17 protein-coding genes are annotated in these 16,317 nt (G+C 64.0%); all 17 read left to right on the top strand.

The genetic code is table 11. The annotated features are described in order from the left end of the window. Positions 1–201: 201 nt before the first annotated feature. Positions 202–1,410 (top strand): sensor histidine kinase, encoded by a 1,209-nt coding sequence (locus QBK88_RS12635; RefSeq protein ID WP_445764928.1) that lies wholly within the window; start codon positions 202–204, stop codon positions 1,408–1,410. Between the two features lie 5 nt (positions 1,411–1,415). Then, positions 1,416–2,825, top strand: coding sequence for a sigma-54-dependent transcriptional regulator (locus QBK88_RS12630; RefSeq protein WP_277962280.1), 1,410 nt, complete (start codon positions 1,416–1,418; stop codon positions 2,823–2,825). Between the two features lie 182 nt (positions 2,826–3,007). Next, complete coding sequence (gene fliE / locus QBK88_RS12625) at positions 3,008–3,337, top strand: flagellar hook-basal body complex protein FliE (RefSeq protein WP_268144520.1); 330 nt, start codon at positions 3,008–3,010, stop codon at positions 3,335–3,337. 15 nt (positions 3,338–3,352) lie between these two features. Next, entirely contained in the window at positions 3,353–5,143 is a 1,791-nt protein-coding gene (gene fliF, locus QBK88_RS12620) for a flagellar basal-body MS-ring/collar protein FliF (RefSeq protein ID WP_277962279.1), read from the top strand. Then, on the top strand, positions 5,136–6,155 hold the full coding sequence (fliG, locus tag QBK88_RS12615) for a flagellar motor switch protein FliG (protein WP_158154679.1): 1,020 nt from the start codon (positions 5,136–5,138) through the stop codon (positions 6,153–6,155). Before fliF ends, fliG begins: the two co-directional genes overlap by 8 nt. Before the next feature lie 112 nt (positions 6,156–6,267). Next, complete coding sequence (fliH, locus tag QBK88_RS12610) at positions 6,268–7,032, top strand: flagellar assembly protein FliH (RefSeq protein WP_277962278.1); 765 nt, start codon at positions 6,268–6,270, stop codon at positions 7,030–7,032. Continuing rightward, positions 7,022–8,380, top strand: a complete 1,359-nt coding sequence (fliI, locus tag QBK88_RS12605; protein WP_277962277.1) for a flagellar protein export ATPase FliI — start codon at positions 7,022–7,024, stop codon at positions 8,378–8,380. Before fliH ends, fliI begins: the two co-directional genes overlap by 11 nt. Positions 8,381–8,386: 6 nt before the next feature. Further along, the gene (gene fliJ / locus QBK88_RS12600) at positions 8,387–8,836 is read left to right on the top strand and encodes a flagellar export protein FliJ (RefSeq protein ID WP_277962276.1); all 450 of its coding nucleotides are present in this window, start codon (positions 8,387–8,389) and stop codon (positions 8,834–8,836) included. 88 nt (positions 8,837–8,924) lie between these two features. Beyond that, positions 8,925–9,230 (top strand): STAS domain-containing protein, encoded by a 306-nt coding sequence (locus QBK88_RS12595; protein WP_277962275.1) that lies wholly within the window; start codon positions 8,925–8,927, stop codon positions 9,228–9,230. Positions 9,231–9,232: 2 nt separating this feature from the next. Continuing rightward, entirely contained in the window at positions 9,233–10,939 is a 1,707-nt protein-coding gene (locus tag QBK88_RS12590) for a fused response regulator/phosphatase (RefSeq protein WP_277962274.1), read from the top strand. Positions 10,940–10,965: 26 nt separating this feature from the next. Continuing rightward, positions 10,966–11,310 carry an Hpt domain-containing protein gene (locus QBK88_RS12585; protein WP_268144506.1) on the top strand — a complete coding sequence of 115 codons (345 nt, stop codon included), beginning with the start codon at positions 10,966–10,968 and terminating at the stop codon, positions 11,308–11,310. A 186-nt stretch (positions 11,311–11,496) separates the two neighbouring features. After that, a complete protein-coding gene (locus QBK88_RS12580; RefSeq protein WP_277962273.1) occupies positions 11,497–12,966 on the top strand; it encodes a flagellar hook-length control protein FliK in 1,470 nt (489 codons plus the stop codon). 127 nt (positions 12,967–13,093) lie between these two features. After that, positions 13,094–13,591 (top strand): flagellar basal body-associated protein FliL, encoded by a 498-nt coding sequence (gene fliL, locus QBK88_RS12575; RefSeq protein ID WP_268144502.1) that lies wholly within the window; start codon positions 13,094–13,096, stop codon positions 13,589–13,591. A gap of 9 nt (positions 13,592–13,600) precedes the next feature. Beyond that, positions 13,601–14,569, top strand: a complete 969-nt coding sequence (gene fliM / locus QBK88_RS12570) for a flagellar motor switch protein FliM (RefSeq protein WP_268144500.1) — start codon at positions 13,601–13,603, stop codon at positions 14,567–14,569. 53 nt (positions 14,570–14,622) lie between these two features. Beyond that, entirely contained in the window at positions 14,623–15,090 is a 468-nt protein-coding gene (gene fliN, locus QBK88_RS12565; protein ID WP_268144498.1) for a flagellar motor switch protein FliN, read from the top strand. Position 15,091: 1 nt separating this feature from the next. Further along, the gene (gene fliO / locus QBK88_RS12560) at positions 15,092–15,556 is read left to right on the top strand and encodes a flagellar biosynthetic protein FliO (protein WP_268144496.1); all 465 of its coding nucleotides are present in this window, start codon (positions 15,092–15,094) and stop codon (positions 15,554–15,556) included. Continuing rightward, the gene (fliP, locus tag QBK88_RS12555; RefSeq protein WP_158154667.1) at positions 15,556–16,308 is read left to right on the top strand and encodes a flagellar type III secretion system pore protein FliP; all 753 of its coding nucleotides are present in this window, start codon (positions 15,556–15,558) and stop codon (positions 16,306–16,308) included. The genes fliO and fliP overlap by 1 nt, the downstream gene beginning before the upstream one ends. The last annotated feature ends 9 nt before the right edge of the window (positions 16,309–16,317 follow it).

Here is a 16,317-nt window from a genome sequence, read left to right as displayed (position 1 = left end):
GCCGGCCACCCGCCTTTGTAGCTTTTTTCTCGCTTTTCCCCTCCGCGTAAACCCTTGCCTGTGTTGCCTTTCCTTGATTTGTATCAAGGATGATTCCAATAATCGCCCTGGTGATGGCCCGCACATTTTGTTCCGGCACGACGATTGCTATATCTCCCGTACGATACCCATTTATGACGGTATGCCACGCGAGAGATCACGATGCCACAGGCCGCCCCCATGACCACTGACCCTGAACTCGAGGGCCAGCCCTCCGTTGAACAGGCCAGCCGGCTTGGCCTTGAGCAGGCGTTTGCGCTGTTCAACCAGATGTCCACCCAGCTGAGCGACTCCTACAGCATGCTTGAAGCGCGTGTCGCCGAGCTGAAGGGGGAGCTGGCGGTCGTCAGCGCCCAGCGCATGGCCGAACTGGCGGAGAAAGAGCGCCTGGCCAACCGCCTGCAACACCTGCTGGACCTGCTGCCCGGTGGCGTCATCGTCATCGACGCCCACGGCGTGGTGCGCGAGGCCAATCCGGCTGCCTGCCAATTGCTCGGTGAGCCGCTGGAAGGGGTGTTGTGGCGCCAGGTCATCGCACGCTGCTTCGCGCCGCGCCGCGATGACGGTCACGAAATCTCCCTGAAGGATGGCCGTCGGCTGTCCATCGCTACCCGTTCACTGGACGCCGAGCCTGGGCAATTGGTGCTGCTCAACGACCTGACGGAAACCCGTCGTCTGCAAGACCAGCTGGCGCGCCACGAGCGGCTGTCGTCGCTGGGGCGCATGGTTGCCTCGCTGGCCCATCAAATTCGTACGCCGCTGTCGGCCGCGTTGCTCTACGCCAGCCATTTGACAGAGCAGGCACTGCCGGTGGAAACCCAGCAGCGCTTTGCCGGGCGCCTGAAGGAACGCTTGCACGAGCTGGAACACCAGGTGCGAGACATGCTGGTGTTCGCCCGTGGCGAACTGCCGCTGAGCGACCGGCTGACCCCCCAGGCACTGTTCCAGGCCTTGAAGGCGGCGGCCCATACCCATGTGCAGGACGTGGCGGTGCGCTGGCAATTGGATTGCCCCACGGGCGAGCTGCTGTGCAACCGCGACACCCTGGTGGGTGCGGTGCTGAACCTGATCGAGAATTCGCTGCAGGCCACCCAGGGCCAGGCCCGGGTCAAGGTTCACCTGTACGCCCGCGACCATCAATTGCGCCTGGCGATCAGTGACAACGGCAGCGGCATCGAGCCCGCCGTGCTGGCGCGCCTGGGCGAACCATTCTTTACCACCAAGACCACCGGCACCGGCCTGGGCCTGGCCGTGGTCAAGGCTGTGTCCCGCGCCCATCAGGGCGAGCTGGCGATTCGTTCGCGGCCGGGGCGCGGTACCTGTGCGCTGGTGACGCTGCCATTGATCCATACCCGTGCGGTGCAGGAGTAACGCTGATGGCCATCAAGGTCTTGCTGGTCGAAGATGATCGCGCGCTGCGTGAAGCGCTGGGCGATACCCTGGAGCTGGGCGGCTACGCCTACCATGCGGTGGGCAGCGCCGAGGACGCGCTGCTGGCAGTGGCTAGCGAGCCCTTTGGCCTGGTCATCAGCGACGTGAACATGCCAGGCATGGATGGCCACCAGTTGCTGTGCCAGTTGCGCAGCCGCCAGCCGCAATTGCCGGTGCTGCTCATGACTGCCCACGCGGCGGTGGACCGCGCCGTGGAGGCCATGCGCGCCGGTGCCGCCGACTACCTGGTCAAGCCGTTTTTGCCCAAGGCCTTGCTGGACCTGGTGGCGCGTCACGCCCTGGGTTGCCTGACCAGCGCGGACACCGAAGGGCCGATTGCCGTGGAGCCGGCCAGTGCGCGTTTGCTGGAACTGGCTGCGCGTGTGGCGCGCAGCGATTCCACCGTGCTGATCTCTGGCGAGTCGGGCACCGGCAAGGAAGTGCTGGCGCGCTACATTCACCAGCAGTCCCACCGGGCCAGTCAGCCATTCATTGCCATCAACTGCGCGGCCATTCCGGACAACATGCTCGAAGCCACGTTGTTCGGCCATGAAAAGGGCTCGTTCACCGGCGCCATCGCCGCCCAGCCGGGCAAGTTCGAACAGGCCGATGGCGGCACGTTGCTGCTCGACGAGATTTCCGAAATGCCCCTGGGCCTGCAAGCCAAGCTGTTGCGCGTGCTGCAGGAACGGGAAGTGGAGCGGGTAGGGGCGCGTAAACCCATTGCCCTGGACATTCGCGTGGTAGCCACTACCAACCGCGACCTGGCCGGCGAAGTGGCGGCGGGGCGCTTTCGCGAGGACCTGTACTATCGCCTGTCGGTGTTCCCGCTGGCCTGGCGGCCGTTGCGCGAACGCACCGCCGATATTCTGCCGCTGGCCGAGCGCTTGCTGGCCAATCACGTCAATAAAATGAAGCACACCGCCGTGCGCCTGGCACCTGGCGCCCAGGCCTGCCTGGTGAGTTACCCCTGGCCGGGCAACGTGCGCGAACTGGACAACGCCATTCAGCGTGCGCTGATTCTGCAGCAGGGCGGCGTGATCCAGGCCGAGGACTTCTGCCTGGCGGGCCCGGTGGGGGCAGCGCCCATGCCGGCCCTGTCCATCGTGCGTTCGGTGCCGGCACCGGTGCCCGTCGAATCATTGACGGCCCTTGCGCCTGAAGCCGCTGGGGGGCTGGGTGATGATCTGCGCCGGCGTGAATTCCAGCTGATCATCGACACCTTGCGCACCGAGCGCGGGCGCCGCAAGGAGGCCGCCGAACGGCTGGGCATCAGCCCGCGTACCTTGCGCTACAAGCTGGCGCAGATGCGCGACGCCGGCATGGACGTCGAGGCCAGCCTGTACGCTAGCTGACAGATACACCACCTCCATTGCTTTGCAGGACCGAGCCTCGCCCGGCCCTGCAGGACTCTGCGTGGATCTATGAATTGTAAGGATTTCGTGATGCAAGTCAGGAGCTGGCACCCTTGTTGCTACCTCCTTTGTATCCGTTGTTACAGTGTCAAAAAATTGCGGGCCGTCGGAGAGAGTGATCCATGAGCCAAGGTATTGAATTCAACCGTCTGATGATGGACATGCGCACCATGCAGGCTGACGCCATGGGTGCCAGCAAGACTGCCGTGGCGCCGGAAGTGGCGGGTACCAGCAGCTTTGCCGACCTGCTGGGCCAGGCCGTCAACAAGGTCAGCGACACCCAGCAGGCGTCCGATCAGTTGGCCAACGCCTTTGAAATCGGCAAGAGCGGTGTCGACATCACCGACGTGATGGTGGCGTCGCAGAAAGCCAGCGTGTCGTTTCAGGCACTGACCCAGGTACGCAACAAGCTGGTTCAGGCGTACCAAGACATCATGCAGATGCCGGTATAAGGGCGAGATTGAGACATGGCAGACGCAGTCGTGGATAACGTACCAGCCAAGAACGGCGCAGCCGGCGGCAAGCCGCCGCTGTTTGGCCTGTCCTTCCTGGAAAATCTTTCCAAGATGACCATGTTGCGTCAGGTCGGCCTGTTGGTCGGCCTGGCCGCCAGCGTGGCGATTGGTTTTGCCGTGGTGCTGTGGTCGCAGCAGCCCGATTACCGTCCGTTGTACGGCAGCCTCGCCGGCATGGACACCAAGCAGGTGATGGAAACCCTCAACGCTGCCGACATTCCCTACACCGTGGAGCCCAACTCCGGCGCGCTGCTGGTCAAGGCCGATGACATCGGCCGTGCGCGCATGAAACTCGCCGCCGCAGGCGTCGCACCCAGCGACGGCAACGTGGGTTACGAGATCATGGACAAGGAACAGGCGCTGGGCACCAGCCAGTTCATGGAAACCGCACGCTATCGCCAGGGCCTGGAAGGCGAGCTGGCCCGCACCATCTCCAGCCTGAACAACGTCAAGGGTGCCCGCGTGCACCTGGCCATTCCGAAAAGCTCGGTGTTCGTGCGCGACGAGCGCAAGCCCACCGCCTCGGTGCTGGTGGAAATGTACCCGGGCCGTACCCTTGATGCCGGGCAGGTGCTGGCCATCGTCAACCTGGTCGCTACCAGCGTGCCGGAAATGGACAAGTCCGGCGTCGCCGTGGTCGACCAGAAGGGCAACCTGCTCTCCGAACAGCTGCAAGACTCCGAGCTGACCATGGCCGGCAAGCAGTTCGACTACAGCCGCAAGATGGAAAGCATGCTGACCCAGCGCGTGCACAACATCCTTGAGCCAGTGCTGGGCAACGACCGCTACAAGGCCGAAGTCTCCGCCGACGTCGATTTCAGCGCGGTGGAATCCACCTCTGAACAATTCAACCCTGACCAGCCTGCCCTGCGCAGCGAGCAGTCGGTGACCGAGCAGCGTTCCAGTGGCAGCGGCCCTTCGGGCGTACCGGGTGCCCTGACCAACCAGCCGCCGTCGCCGGCCAGCGCCCCGCAGAAGACCGGTGGCGCCGCTGCGCCCGCCGCGCCTGCGGCGATCCCGCCAGGCCAGCCGCTGCTGGACGCCAATGGTCAGCAGATCATGGACCCGGCCACCGGCCAACCGATGTTGGCGCCGTACCCGGCCGACAAGCGTAACCAGTCGACCAAGAATTTCGAGCTGGACCGCTCCATCAGCCACACCAAGCAGCAGCAGGGTCGCCTGACCCGCCTGTCGGTGGCCGTGGTGGTGGACGACCAGGTCAAGGCCGGCGCCAATGGCGAAGTCACCCACAACCCGTGGAGTGCCGACGACCTGGCGCGCTTCACCCGCCTGGTGCAGGATGCGGTCGGTTTCGACGCCAGCCGTGGCGACAGCGTGACCGTGATCAACGCGCCGTTCTCGCCGGACCGTGGCGAAGTGGTGCCGGAAATCGCCTTCTACCAGCAACCCTGGTTCTGGGACGTGGTCAAGCAGGTGCTGGGCGTGCTGTTCATCCTGGTGCTGGTATTCGGTGTGCTGCGCCCGGTGCTGAACAACATCACCGGCAACGGCAAAGGCAAGCAACTGGTCGGCGCCGATGGCGACGTGGAACTGGGTGGCATGGGCGGTCTGGACGGCGAACTGGCCAACGACCGTGTCTCCCTGGGCGGCCCGCAGAGTATTCTGCTGCCTAGCCCGAGCGAGGGATATGACGCTCAGCTGAACGCAATCAAGAGTCTGGTGGCCGAAGACCCGGGCCGCGTGGCCCAGGTCGTGAAAGAGTGGATTAACGCCGATGAGTAACAATCAAGCGCTTGCCGCCAAACTGACCAAAGTCGACAAGGCGGCCATCCTTCTGCTGTCCCTGGGCGAAACTGACGCCGCCCAGGTACTGCGGCACATGGGCCCCAAGGAAGTGCAGCGCGTGGGCGTGGCGATGGCGCAGATGCGCAACGTGCACCGCGAGCAGGTCCAGCAGGTGATGAGCGAGTTCGTCGAGATCGTCGGCGACCAGACCAGCCTGGGCGTGGGTTCGGACACCTACATCCGCAAGATGCTGACGTCGGCCCTGGGCGAAGACAAGGCCAACGGCCTGATCGACCGCATCCTGCTGGGTGGCAACACCAGCGGCCTGGACAGCCTGAAGTGGATGGAGCCGCGCGCCGTGGCCGACGTGATCCGGTATGAGCACCCGCAGATCCAGGCGATCGTGGTGGCTTACCTGGACGCGGACCAGGCGGGTGAAGTACTGGGCCACTTTGACCATAAAGTGCGCCTGGACATCATCCTGCGGGTATCGTCGCTCAACACCGTGCAACCCGCGGCACTGAAGGAACTGAACCTGATTCTGGAGAAACAGTTCTCCGGCAACTCCAACGCGGCGCGCACCACCCTGGGGGGTATCAAGCGGGCGGCGGACATCATGAACTTCCTCGACAGTTCGGTGGAAGGCGCCCTCATGGATTCGATCCGCGAGGTCGACGAAGACCTGTCCAGCCAGATCGAAGACCTCATGTTCGTGTTCAACAACCTGGCCGACGTGGACGACCGCGGTATCCAGGCACTGTTGCGCGAAGTGTCCTCGGACGTGCTGGTGCTGGCCCTCAAGGGCTCGGACGAGAACGTCAAGGAAAAGATCTTCAAGAACATGTCCAAGCGTGCCGCCGAACTGCTGCGCGACGACCTCGAAGCCAAGGGCCCGGTACGGGTCAGCGACGTGGAGACGGCGCAGAAGGAAATCCTCACCATCGCGCGCCGCATGGCCGAGGCCGGGGAGATCGTGCTGGGTGGCAAGGGCGGCGAGGAAATGATCTGACCCTGCCCCTTGTGGTCCATTATTGTGGGATCTGGGTGCAGGGCCGAGCTACGCCCGGTCCTGCAGGGCCCATACCCCTTCAGAATCATTTTGGCGCCATCAGGAATAATCAATGTCCCGCCCTTCCGAACAACACCCCAGTGACCTGATCCGCGCCGAGGACCTGCGAGGCGTCGACCTGTGGGCTATCCCCAGCTTCGACCCCCAGGAGCCGGAACCCGAGCCCGAGCCGGAACCACTGGTCGAGGAAATCGAGGAAGTGCCGCTGGAAGAAGTCCAGCCGCTGACCCTTGAAGAGCTGGAAAGCATCCGCCAGGAAGCCTACAACGAAGGCTTCGCCACCGGCGAGAAAGAAGGCTTTCACAGCACCACCCTGAAGGTGCGTCAGGAAGCCGAAGTCGCCCTGGCCGCCAAACTGCAAAGCCTTGAACAGTTGATGGGCCACCTGATGGCGCCCATCGCCGAACAGGACAGCCAGATCGAAAAATCCCTGGTGGAATTGGTGGGCCACATCGCCCGCGAAGTCATCCAGCGCGAACTGCGCACCGACTCCAGCCAGATCGAACGCGTGTTGCGCGAAGCCCTGAAGCTGCTGCCCATGGGCGCTGGCAACGTGCGGATCTTCATCAACCCGCAGGACTTCGAGCAGGTCAAGGCCCTGCGCGAGCGCCATGAGGAAACCTGGCGCATCCTCGAGGACGAAGACCTGCAGCCAGGCGGCTGCCGCGTCGAGTCCGAGCACAGCCGCATCGACGCCAGCATCGAAACCCGCATCACCCAAGCCCTCGCGCAGCTGTTCGACCAGTTGCACGAACAGGCCCTGCACCCGGCCGAGGCCGACCTGAGCGTCGAGCTGGATGGCACCGATGCGCCTTGACCGCACCAGTTTCGCCAAGCGCCTGGGCAGTTATGCCCCGGTCATCAGCCTGCCCAGCCAGCCGGTGCTGGAAGGCCGCCTGCTGCGCATGGTGGGCCTGACCCTGGAAGCCGAGGGGTTGCGCGCGGCCATGGGCGCGCGCTGCGTGGTGATCAACGGTGACGGTCACCACCCGGTGCAGGTCGAGGCCGAGGTCATGGGCTTTTCCGGCAGCAAAGTCTTTCTGATGCCGGTGGGCAGCGTCGCCGGTATCGCCCCGGGTGCCCGCGTGGTTCCCTTGGCTGACACGGGGCGCCTGCCCATGGGCATGAGCATGCTGGGGCGGATTCTTGACGGTGCCGGCCGTGCGCTGGACGGCAAGGGCGGCATGAAGGCCGAGGACTGGGTGCCCATGGACGGCCCCACCATCAACCCGCTCAAGCGCGACCCCATCAGCCAGCCGCTGGACGTGGGTATTCGCAGCATCAACGGTTTGTTGACGGTGGGCCGTGGCCAGCGCCTCGGGCTGTTCGCCGGTACCGGCGTGGGCAAGAGTGTGTTGCTGGGCATGATGACCCGCTTCACCGAAGCCGACATCATCGTCGTAGGCCTGATCGGCGAGCGGGGCCGCGAGGTGAAGGAGTTCATCGAGCACATCCTGGGCGAAGAAGGCCTCAAGCGTTCCGTGGTGGTGGCTTCGCCCGCCGACGAAGCGCCGCTGATGCGCCTGCGCGCCGCCATGTACTGTACCCGTATCGCCGAATACTTCCGCGACAAGGGCAAGAACGTCCTGTTGCTGATGGACTCGCTGACCCGTTTCGCCCAGGCCCAGCGGGAAATCGCCCTGGCCATCGGCGAGCCGCCCGCCACCAAGGGCTACCCGCCCTCGGTGTTCGCCAAACTGCCGAAACTGGTGGAGCGTGCCGGCAACGCCGAGGCAGGCGGTGGCTCCATCACCGCGTTCTACACCGTGCTGTCCGAAGGCGATGATCAGCAAGACCCCATCGCCGACTCCGCCCGTGGCGTGCTTGACGGCCACATTGTGCTGTCCCGGCGCCTGGCGGAGGAGGGGCACTATCCGGCCATCGACATCGAGGCGTCCATCAGCCGGGTCATGCCCAGCGTGGTCAGCCCCCAGCACATGGGGCAGGCCCAGCACTTCAAACAGTTGTGGTCACGCTACCAGCAGAGCCGCGACCTGATCAGCGTGGGCGCCTATGTGCCCGGCGGTGACCGCGAGACTGACCTGGCGATCAACCTGCACCCAACGCTGGTGCGCTACCTGCGCCAAGGCCTGGACGACAACGAAAGCCTGGCCGCCAGCAGCGAGCGCCTGGCCGCCGTGTTCAAGCCCGTGGCGCCGAGCTGATAGGCCATGGCCGCCAGCCGCGCCGCGCGCCTGACCCCTGTCGTCGACATGGCCGAAAAGGCCGAGCGTACTGCTGCCCAGCGTTTGGGGCATTTCCAGGGTCAGGTGCGGCTGTCGGAAACCAAGCTGGCCGAACTTGACCGCTACCGCGAAGATTACCAGGCCCAGTGGCATACCTATGGCAGCAAGGGTGTGTCTGGCCAGTGGCTGATGAACTACCAGCGCTTTTTGAACCAATTGGAAACCGCCGTTGCCCAACAGAAGCAGAGCCTGGCATGGCACCAGAAGAATCTGGACAATGCCCGGGTGACCTGGCAACAGGCTTATGCCCGCGTTGAAGGCCTGCGCAAACTGGTGCAGCGCTATATCGACGAGGCCCGGCAACTGGAAGACAAGCGCGAGCAGAAGTTGCTCGACGAATTGTCCCAGCGCTTGCCTCGCCAGAGCAGCTTTTAGCCAACTATTTGTAAAGGCGCAGGTTGCCGGAGGCCGTGCACGATGCTACACCTTGTACGGAGCTGGCTCATTTAAAGGAATTTCGTCCATGGCCGTAAACGCTGACTACTCCGCTGAAGGGAAAGAGCTCACTATCAGCATTCAGGGGCGCTTCGACTTCGGCTCCCACCAGGATTTTCGCAACGCCTACGAGCGCGTCAACGAAAGGCCCGAGGCATACCGCATCGACCTCAAGCAAACCACCTACCTGGACAGCTCGGCGCTGGGCATGCTGCTGCTGTTGCGTGACCATGCCGGCGGTGAGTCCGCCAAGGTCCGGCTGGTGAACAGCAACAGTGACGTGAAGAAAATCCTCGCGATTTCCAATTTCGACAAACTGTTCGAGATTCAATAAACATGCTGGCGGCCAGTGAACCGCTGACCGTTCTGATCGCCGATGACAACATGACCGACCGCATGTTGTTGTCCAGCATCGTGCGGCGCCAGGGCCATCGGGTGTTGACGGCCAGCGATGGCCAGGAGGCCATCGAGGTGTTCCAGGCCCGCCGCCCGCAACTGGTGCTGCTGGACGCCATGATGCCGGTGATCGACGGCTTCGAGGCGGCCCGGCAGATCAAGGAGCTGGCGGGTGACGCGCTGGTGCCGATCATTTTCCTCACGTCCATGACCGAAGAGCAGGCGCTGGTGCGTTGCCTGGAGGCCGGGGGCGACGATTTTCTGGCCAAGCCCTATAACCAGGTGATCCTGGCCGCCAAGATCAAGGCCATGGACCGCTTGCGTCGCTTGCAGGCCACGGTGCTGGACCAGCGGGACCAGATCACCCGCCACCACGGCTACCTGCTCAACGAGCAGCGCGTGGCCAAGGCGGTGTTCGACCAGGTGGCCCACTCCGGCTGCCTCAGTTCCCCGAACATTCGCTACCTGCAATCGCCCTACGCGCTGTTCAACGGTGACCTGTTGCTGGCCGCCTTTACCCCTTCGGGCGGTATGCACCTGCTGTTGGGCGACTTCACCGGCCACGGCTTGCCGGCGGCGGTGGGCGCCATGCCCCTGGCGGAAGTGTTCTATGGCATGACCGCCAAGGGCTACGGGATGGCGGAAATCCTGCGGGAAATGAATGCCAAGCTCAAACGCATCCTGCCGGTGGACATGTTCTGCTGCGCCACATTGCTGTACCTGAACTTTCAGCGCCAGGTAGTGGAGGTGTGGAACGGCGGTATGCCTGACGGCTACCTGCGGCGCATGGCGAGCGACGAGCATATACCGCTACGTTCGCGCCACCTGCCGTTGGGCGTGCTGTCGCGTGCCAGTTTTCAGGAAAAGACCGAGGTTTTTTCCATGGTGCCCGGTGACCGGCTGTTCCTGTGCTCCGACGGCGTGATCGACACCGCCGACAGCGATGAGGAGCTGTTCGGCGTGGACCGCCTGCAGCGGGTATTCGAACTCAACCGCAACCCCGACCTGCTGTTCGAGGACATCCATGCCGCGCTCAAGGCCTTCCGTGGCGAGTCGCGCGACGATGTCAGCATGGTCCAGGTGGAGATGGTCGAGCCCGATTCGCTGGAACAGCCCGCCACCATCTATTCCGACAGCGGTGCGTCGAGCCCGCTGAACTGGTCCATGAGCCTGGAGCTGCGGGCCGACACCCTCAAACGCTTCAACCCTTTGCCCTACCTGTTGCAACTGCTGCAGGAAATCCACGGCCTGCGGGCCCAGAGCGGGGCGCTGTACAGCGTCCTCTCGGAGCTCTACTCCAATGCGCTGGAACACGGCGTGCTGGGGCTGGACTCCAGCCTCAAGCGTGACGCCGAAGGGTTTGCGCAATACTATGACCAACGCAATACCCGTCTGAACCAGTTGAAGGACGGTTATGTGCGCATGCACTTTCTGGTGCAACCGGAAGGTACGGGCGGGCGCCTGACCATCGATGTCGAAGACAGCGGCCATGGCTTCGACGCGCGCCAGGTGATCGCCCGCGACGCCGAGGAGACGGGGCTTTCCGGCCGGGGCCTCAAGCTGATCAGGCAATTGAGCCGCAGCGCGCAGTGGTCCGAGGACGGTCGCAGCGCCTGCGTGGAATTTACCTGGGAGGCTCTGGCATAATTCAGGCTTGATCAAGGAGCGAACAAGTGTCCAACCAGCATCTCGACTACGACGTGCTCAGCGCGCTGCAGGAAGTCATGGAAGAAGAGTATCCCTTGTTGCTGGATACCTTCCTGACCGATTCGGAAGTGCGCCTGAACGAACTGCACCGCGCCACTGACCCGCAGCAACTGGGCCAGGCGGCTCACAGCTTCAAGGGCAGCAGCAGCAACATGGGAGCCACGCAGTTGGCGGATCTGTGTCGCCAGCTGGAGGAGCGCGTCAAGCATCCGCCGCTCAATGACATCGAAGACCTGGTCAACCGCATCGATCATGAATTCGCCGAAGTGCGCCGCCTCTACCGCGACGAGCGTCAGCGTTTTCCCTGCTGAGACCGGTGTATGGTCGCATCTGCGCTATGCGCGGTGTGCCTGATACTGCGCGGCGACTGTGACGCGGCCGGGTCCGCTGCTACGGGCCGGCAGTGTTGTATGTCGGCGTTCTTACAAACCTGGCCCGACTCTTGCTGTAGCCACTGCACCTGTACCCCCCGATTTCAGTGCAGCGGAGACCTGTCAATGTCAGTCGCGTCAAACCCTCTCTTGCAGATCACCAGCACGGCGAGCACTCAAGCCAGCACGCTGGCCAGCTTGAGCAAGGCCGCCGAGCCCGCCAAGGACACGTCCGCAGACTTTGCCAAGGTCTATGCCAAGCAGTCCCAGGCCACCACGACCAAGGTCGCCGGGGTAGACCACCAGCAGGCCAGCAAGCAGCAGGACCAGGTGGCCACGGTCGGCAAGAGCAAGGCCGCCAGCGACAAGGATACTGCCGCCAGCAAACCGGCCGTTGCCGATAGCGGCAAGAACTTGCCTGCCCACAAGGCAGCCCAGGCTGACAAGGGTGCCAAGGCTGATCCTTCCGGCAAGGCTGACCAGAGCGCCAAGGCGGACAAAGGCGGCAAAGCGGACAAGGCTGACAAGAGCAAGGATGACGATCAGGCCGACGACGTCACCGACACCGACAGCGCCACCCCTGACGCCACCGCCCAGGCGGCCCCCGTGGTCACACCGGACCCGACCGTGGCGGTGGCGGCCGTGCCTGACCCGGCGCTGACCCAGGCCCAGCAACCGGTGGTCACACCGGACCCGGCTCAGGCCGCGGCATTGGCCCAGGTGCCCGCGCCGGCGCAGGACACTACTGCCAGCACGTCGGACACTGACAGCTTCGACCCGTCCAAGGACGACCCCCTGGCCAATATGCCTACCCTGCGCCTGGCACTGGAGCAGAACGCCAAGGCCCAGGGCACGACCTCGGCCCATGCCCAGACCAACGACAAGAACGCGCCCCAGGATGCGATCAGCTCCGACGCCGACCAGAGCTTCGCCTCGGGTCTGGCCAGCATGGTGGTGCAACAGAAATCGTCGGGCGAAAGCGAGCTCAGCGACAAGGCCTTTGGCAGCCAGATCGATGATGGCCTCAAAGACATCAAGGGCGCCTCGGCCGACACCCGCATGGACAACTTCGCCAATCGCCTGGCGGCCATGACCGACACCAGTGCTACCACCGCCAAGACTGCGGCTGCCACGCCGGTGCAGGCGCCCACCACCCAGTTGGCGATGAACCAGAGCGGCTGGACCGAAGGCGTGGTCAACCGAGTGATGTACCTGTCCAGCCAGAACCTCAAGTCGGCCGACATCCAGCTGACGCCGGCTGAGCTCGGGCGCCTGAACATTCGCGTGGACATGACGCCCGATCAGCAGACCGTGACCTTCACCAGCGCCCACGTGCACGTGCGCGAAGCGCTGGAAAGCCAGCAGGGCCGCCTCAAGGACATGTTCGCCGAGCAGGGCATGGGCCAGCTTGACGTCAACGTCTCCGACCAGTCGCGCCAGTCGTCTCAGGACCAGGCTCGGCAGAGCCAGCGCACCGCGCGCGGCACTGGCGGCGGTGACAGCCTGGACGGCATCGACGCTGCCTCCCCCCTGGCCTCGGAACCCACCGTGCAGCAGGTCGTGGTTGGCACCAGCGCCATCGACTACTACGCCTGAATCACGGATTCCCAGGCTTGCCTGGGAATCCTTGGCGGCAAAACCGCCCTCCCTCGCAATCTGGCATAACACTTGCTCAACCCTGTGCAGGCAAGCGTTAACCCCCGATTAGTGACGGATTATTGGCATGGCAAAGACCGAAGCAGAGAAAGAACCCGCAGGCAAAGGCAAACTCAAGATGATTCTGCTTTTTGTCATTGTGCTGCTGGTAGTGGTAGGGGCGTCGGTGGGCGCTACCTGGTTCTTCCTGCACAAGGGGGCCGAGGCCAAGCCGGCCGAGGCGCCAGCTGCCGCGGCAGGCAAGCAGCCGGCCATCTACGAGCCGATGACGCCGGCCTTCGTGGTCAACTTCAAGCAGGACGGCCGTGACCGCTACATGCAGGTCAGCCTGACCATGCAGGGGCGTGACAAGGCCGACCTGGACGCCCTGATGGTGCACATGCCCGTGATCCGCAACAACCTGGTGATGATGTTCTCCGGTGAGAACTTCACCACCCTGGCCACCCCGGTCGGCGTGGAAATGCTGCGTCAGAAGGCCACTGCCGCCGTGCAGGCCGTGGCGCAGAAAGAAGTCGGCAAGCCGGTCATCGACCAGCTGCTTTTCACTAACTTCGTATTGCAGTAGGAACACGACATGGCCGTGCAAGACCTGCTGTCCCAGGATGAGATCGACGCGCTGCTGCACGGCGTCGACGATGGGCTGGTGCAGACCGAAAGCATCGGGGAGCCGGGCAGCGTCAAGAGTTACGACCTGACCAGCCAGGACCGTATCGTCCGTGGGCGCATGCCGACTCTGGAAATGATCAACGAGCGTTTCGCCCGCTACACCCGCATCAGCATGTTCAACCTGCTGCGCCGCTCCGCGGACGTGGCGGTGGGCGGCGTGCAGGTGATGAAGTTCGGTGAGTACGTGCATTCGCTGTACGTGCCTACCAGCCTCAACCTGGTGAAGATCAAGCCGTTGCGCGGCACCGGGCTGTTCATCCTCGACGCCAAGCTGGTGTTCAAGCTGGTGGACAACTTCTTCGGCGGCGACGGCCGCCACGCCAAGATCGAGGGGCGGGAATTCACCCCCACCGAGCTGCGCGTGGTACGCATGGTGCTGGACCAGGCCTTCATCGACCTGAAGGAAGCCTGGCAGGCCATCATGGAAGTCAACTTCGAGTACATCAACTCCGAAGTGAACCCGGCCATGGCCAACATCGTCGGCCCGAGCGAAGCGGTGGTGGTGTCTACCTTCCACATCGAACTCGATGGCGGTGGCGGCGACCTGCACGTGACCATGCCGTACTCGATGATCGAGCCGGTGCGCGAAATGCTCGACGCCGGCTTCCAGTCCGACCTGGACGACCAGGACGAGCGCTGGAGCAAGGCCCTGCGCGAAGACCTGCTGGACGTTAGCGTACCGATCGGGGCGACGGTGGCGCGGCGCCAGCTGCGTTTGCGCGACATCCTGCACATGCAGCCGGGCGATGTGATTCCGGTGGAATTGCCGGAAGAGCTGGTTATGCGCGCCAACGGCGTTCCTTCGTTCAAAGCCAAGCTCGGTTCCCACAAGGGTAACCTGGCGTTGCAAGTGATCGAGCCGATCGAGCGCCGTTGAGGCGCTGTCGATAAGGTTCCAACCCTGAATTCAATGACCGTCGAGGACCTCTGATGGCTGACGAACACGAAATGACTTCCCCGGAAGACCAGGCCCTGGCCGATGAGTGGGCTGCGGCCCTGGGTGAGTCCGGCGACGCCGGGCAGAACGACATTGATGCACTGCTGGCCGCCGACGCCGGTCACTCGGCCTCGGGTTCGCGCCTGCCGATGGAAGAGTTCGGCAGCTCGCCCAAGCACACCGGCCCGGTGAACCTGGAAGGCCCGAACCTGGACGTGATCCTGGACATCCCCGTGACCATCTCCATGGAAGTGGGCGCCACCGACATCAACATCCGTAACCTGCTGCAGCTCAACCAGGGGTCGGTGATCGAGCTCGACCGCCTGGCCGGTGAGCCGCTGGACGTGCTGGTCAATGGCACGCTGATCGCCCACGGCGAAGTGGTGGTGGTCAACGAAAAGTTCGGCATTCGCCTGACCGACGTGATCAGCCCCAGCGAACGCATCAAGAAGCTGCGCTGACATGGGCCGCCTGCTGACGCTGCTGCTGGCCCTGCCGTTGCCAGCCTTCGCGGCGCAGACCCTGGCGCCGGCCGCCGCGGACCCTGCGCCCGCGCCGGTGGCCGTGGGCTCGGCCCTGGGGGGCGGCATGGCCGCCCAGTTGACTCAACTGATGCTCGGCCTGCTGCTGGTGATCGGGGTGATATTCGCCCTGGCCTGGGTGCTGCGTCGGGTTCAGCAGGCCACGCCCCATGGCGGCCAGGTGATCGAACTGCTGGGCTCCCGGGCCCTGGGCCCGCGGGACCGCCTGGTGCTGGTGCAGGTGGGTTCCGAACAGATCCTGCTGGGCCTCAGCCCAGGCCGTATCGCGCCGCTGCACGTGCTGCAGCACCCCATCGAAAAACCGGCCAAGGCCACCACGGCCACCCCGGAATTCGCCCAGCGCCTGATGGAGCTGTTGGGCAAGGATCATAAGGATAAGCACTGATGGGCGCGCTGCGCTTTTTCTTGACCCTGGCCTTGGTAATGGCTGCGCCACTGGCGCTGGCCGCCGACCCGTTGTCGATCCCGGCGATCACCCTGGGCACCGGCGCCAACGGCCAGCAGGAGTATTCGGTCAGCCTGCAGATTCTGCTGATCATGACCGCGCTGAGCTTCATCCCGGCGTTCGTCATGCTGATGACCAGCTTTACCCGCATCATCATCGTCTTCTCCATCCTGCGCCAGGCCCTGGGCCTGCAGCAGACGCCGTCCAACCAGCTGCTGACGGGCATGGCGCTGTTCCTGACCATGTTCATCATGGCGCCGGTGTTCGACAAGGTGAACCAGCAGGCCCTGCAGCCCTACCTGGCGGAGAAGCTCAGCGCCCAGGACGCAGTGCTCAAGGCCGAGGGGCCGGTGAAGGATTTCATGCTGGCACAGACGCGCCAGAGTGACCTGGACCTGTTCATGCGCCTGTCCCACCGCACCGACATCGCCAGCCCCGACCAGGCGCCGCTGACCATCGTGGTGCCGGCCTTCGTCACCTCGGAGTTGAAGACGGCGTTCCAGATCGGCTTCATGATCTTCATTCCGTTTCTGATCATCGACCTGGTAGTGGCGAGCGTGCTGATGGCGATGGGTATGATGATGCTCTCGCCGCTGATCATCTCGCTGCCGTTCAAGATCATGCTGTTCGTGCTGGTGGATGGCTGGGCACTGATCATCGGTACCCTGGCCAGCAGTTTTGGCGGCGTCTGAGACCCGCAC

This window comes from Pseudomonas sp. RIT-To-2 (genome assembly GCF_029623465.1).
Lineage (GTDB): Bacteria > Pseudomonadota > Gammaproteobacteria > Pseudomonadales > Pseudomonadaceae > Aquipseudomonas > Aquipseudomonas silvicola.
Note: the sequence above shows the minus strand (reverse complement) of the source record. Positions and strands in the feature narration are given on the sequence as shown.

Coding starts and splice junctions, on each gene's coding strand:
- fliL (WP_268144502.1), top strand. CDS start 13,094: ATGGCAAAGACCGAAGCAGAGAAAGAACCCGCAGGCAAAGGCAAACTC.
- fliJ (WP_277962276.1), top strand. CDS start 8,387: ATGGCCGCCAGCCGCGCCGCGCGCCTGACCCCTGTCGTCGACATGGCC.
- fliE (WP_268144520.1), top strand. CDS start 3,008: ATGAGCCAAGGTATTGAATTCAACCGTCTGATGATGGACATGCGCACC.
- QBK88_RS12595 (WP_277962275.1), top strand. CDS start 8,925: ATGGCCGTAAACGCTGACTACTCCGCTGAAGGGAAAGAGCTCACTATC.
- QBK88_RS12590 (WP_277962274.1), top strand. CDS start 9,233: ATGCTGGCGGCCAGTGAACCGCTGACCGTTCTGATCGCCGATGACAAC.
- fliG (WP_158154679.1), top strand. CDS start 5,136: ATGAGTAACAATCAAGCGCTTGCCGCCAAACTGACCAAAGTCGACAAG.
- QBK88_RS12630 (WP_277962280.1), top strand. CDS start 1,416: ATGGCCATCAAGGTCTTGCTGGTCGAAGATGATCGCGCGCTGCGTGAA.
- fliF (WP_277962279.1), top strand. CDS start 3,353: ATGGCAGACGCAGTCGTGGATAACGTACCAGCCAAGAACGGCGCAGCC.
- fliO (WP_268144496.1), top strand. CDS start 15,092: ATGGGCCGCCTGCTGACGCTGCTGCTGGCCCTGCCGTTGCCAGCCTTC.
- fliM (WP_268144500.1), top strand. CDS start 13,601: ATGGCCGTGCAAGACCTGCTGTCCCAGGATGAGATCGACGCGCTGCTG.
- fliP (WP_158154667.1), top strand. CDS start 15,556: ATGGGCGCGCTGCGCTTTTTCTTGACCCTGGCCTTGGTAATGGCTGCG.
- QBK88_RS12580 (WP_277962273.1), top strand. CDS start 11,497: ATGTCAGTCGCGTCAAACCCTCTCTTGCAGATCACCAGCACGGCGAGC.
- fliH (WP_277962278.1), top strand. CDS start 6,268: ATGTCCCGCCCTTCCGAACAACACCCCAGTGACCTGATCCGCGCCGAG.
- fliN (WP_268144498.1), top strand. CDS start 14,623: ATGGCTGACGAACACGAAATGACTTCCCCGGAAGACCAGGCCCTGGCC.
- fliI (WP_277962277.1), top strand. CDS start 7,022: ATGCGCCTTGACCGCACCAGTTTCGCCAAGCGCCTGGGCAGTTATGCC.
- QBK88_RS12635 (WP_445764928.1), top strand. CDS start 202: ATGCCACAGGCCGCCCCCATGACCACTGACCCTGAACTCGAGGGCCAG.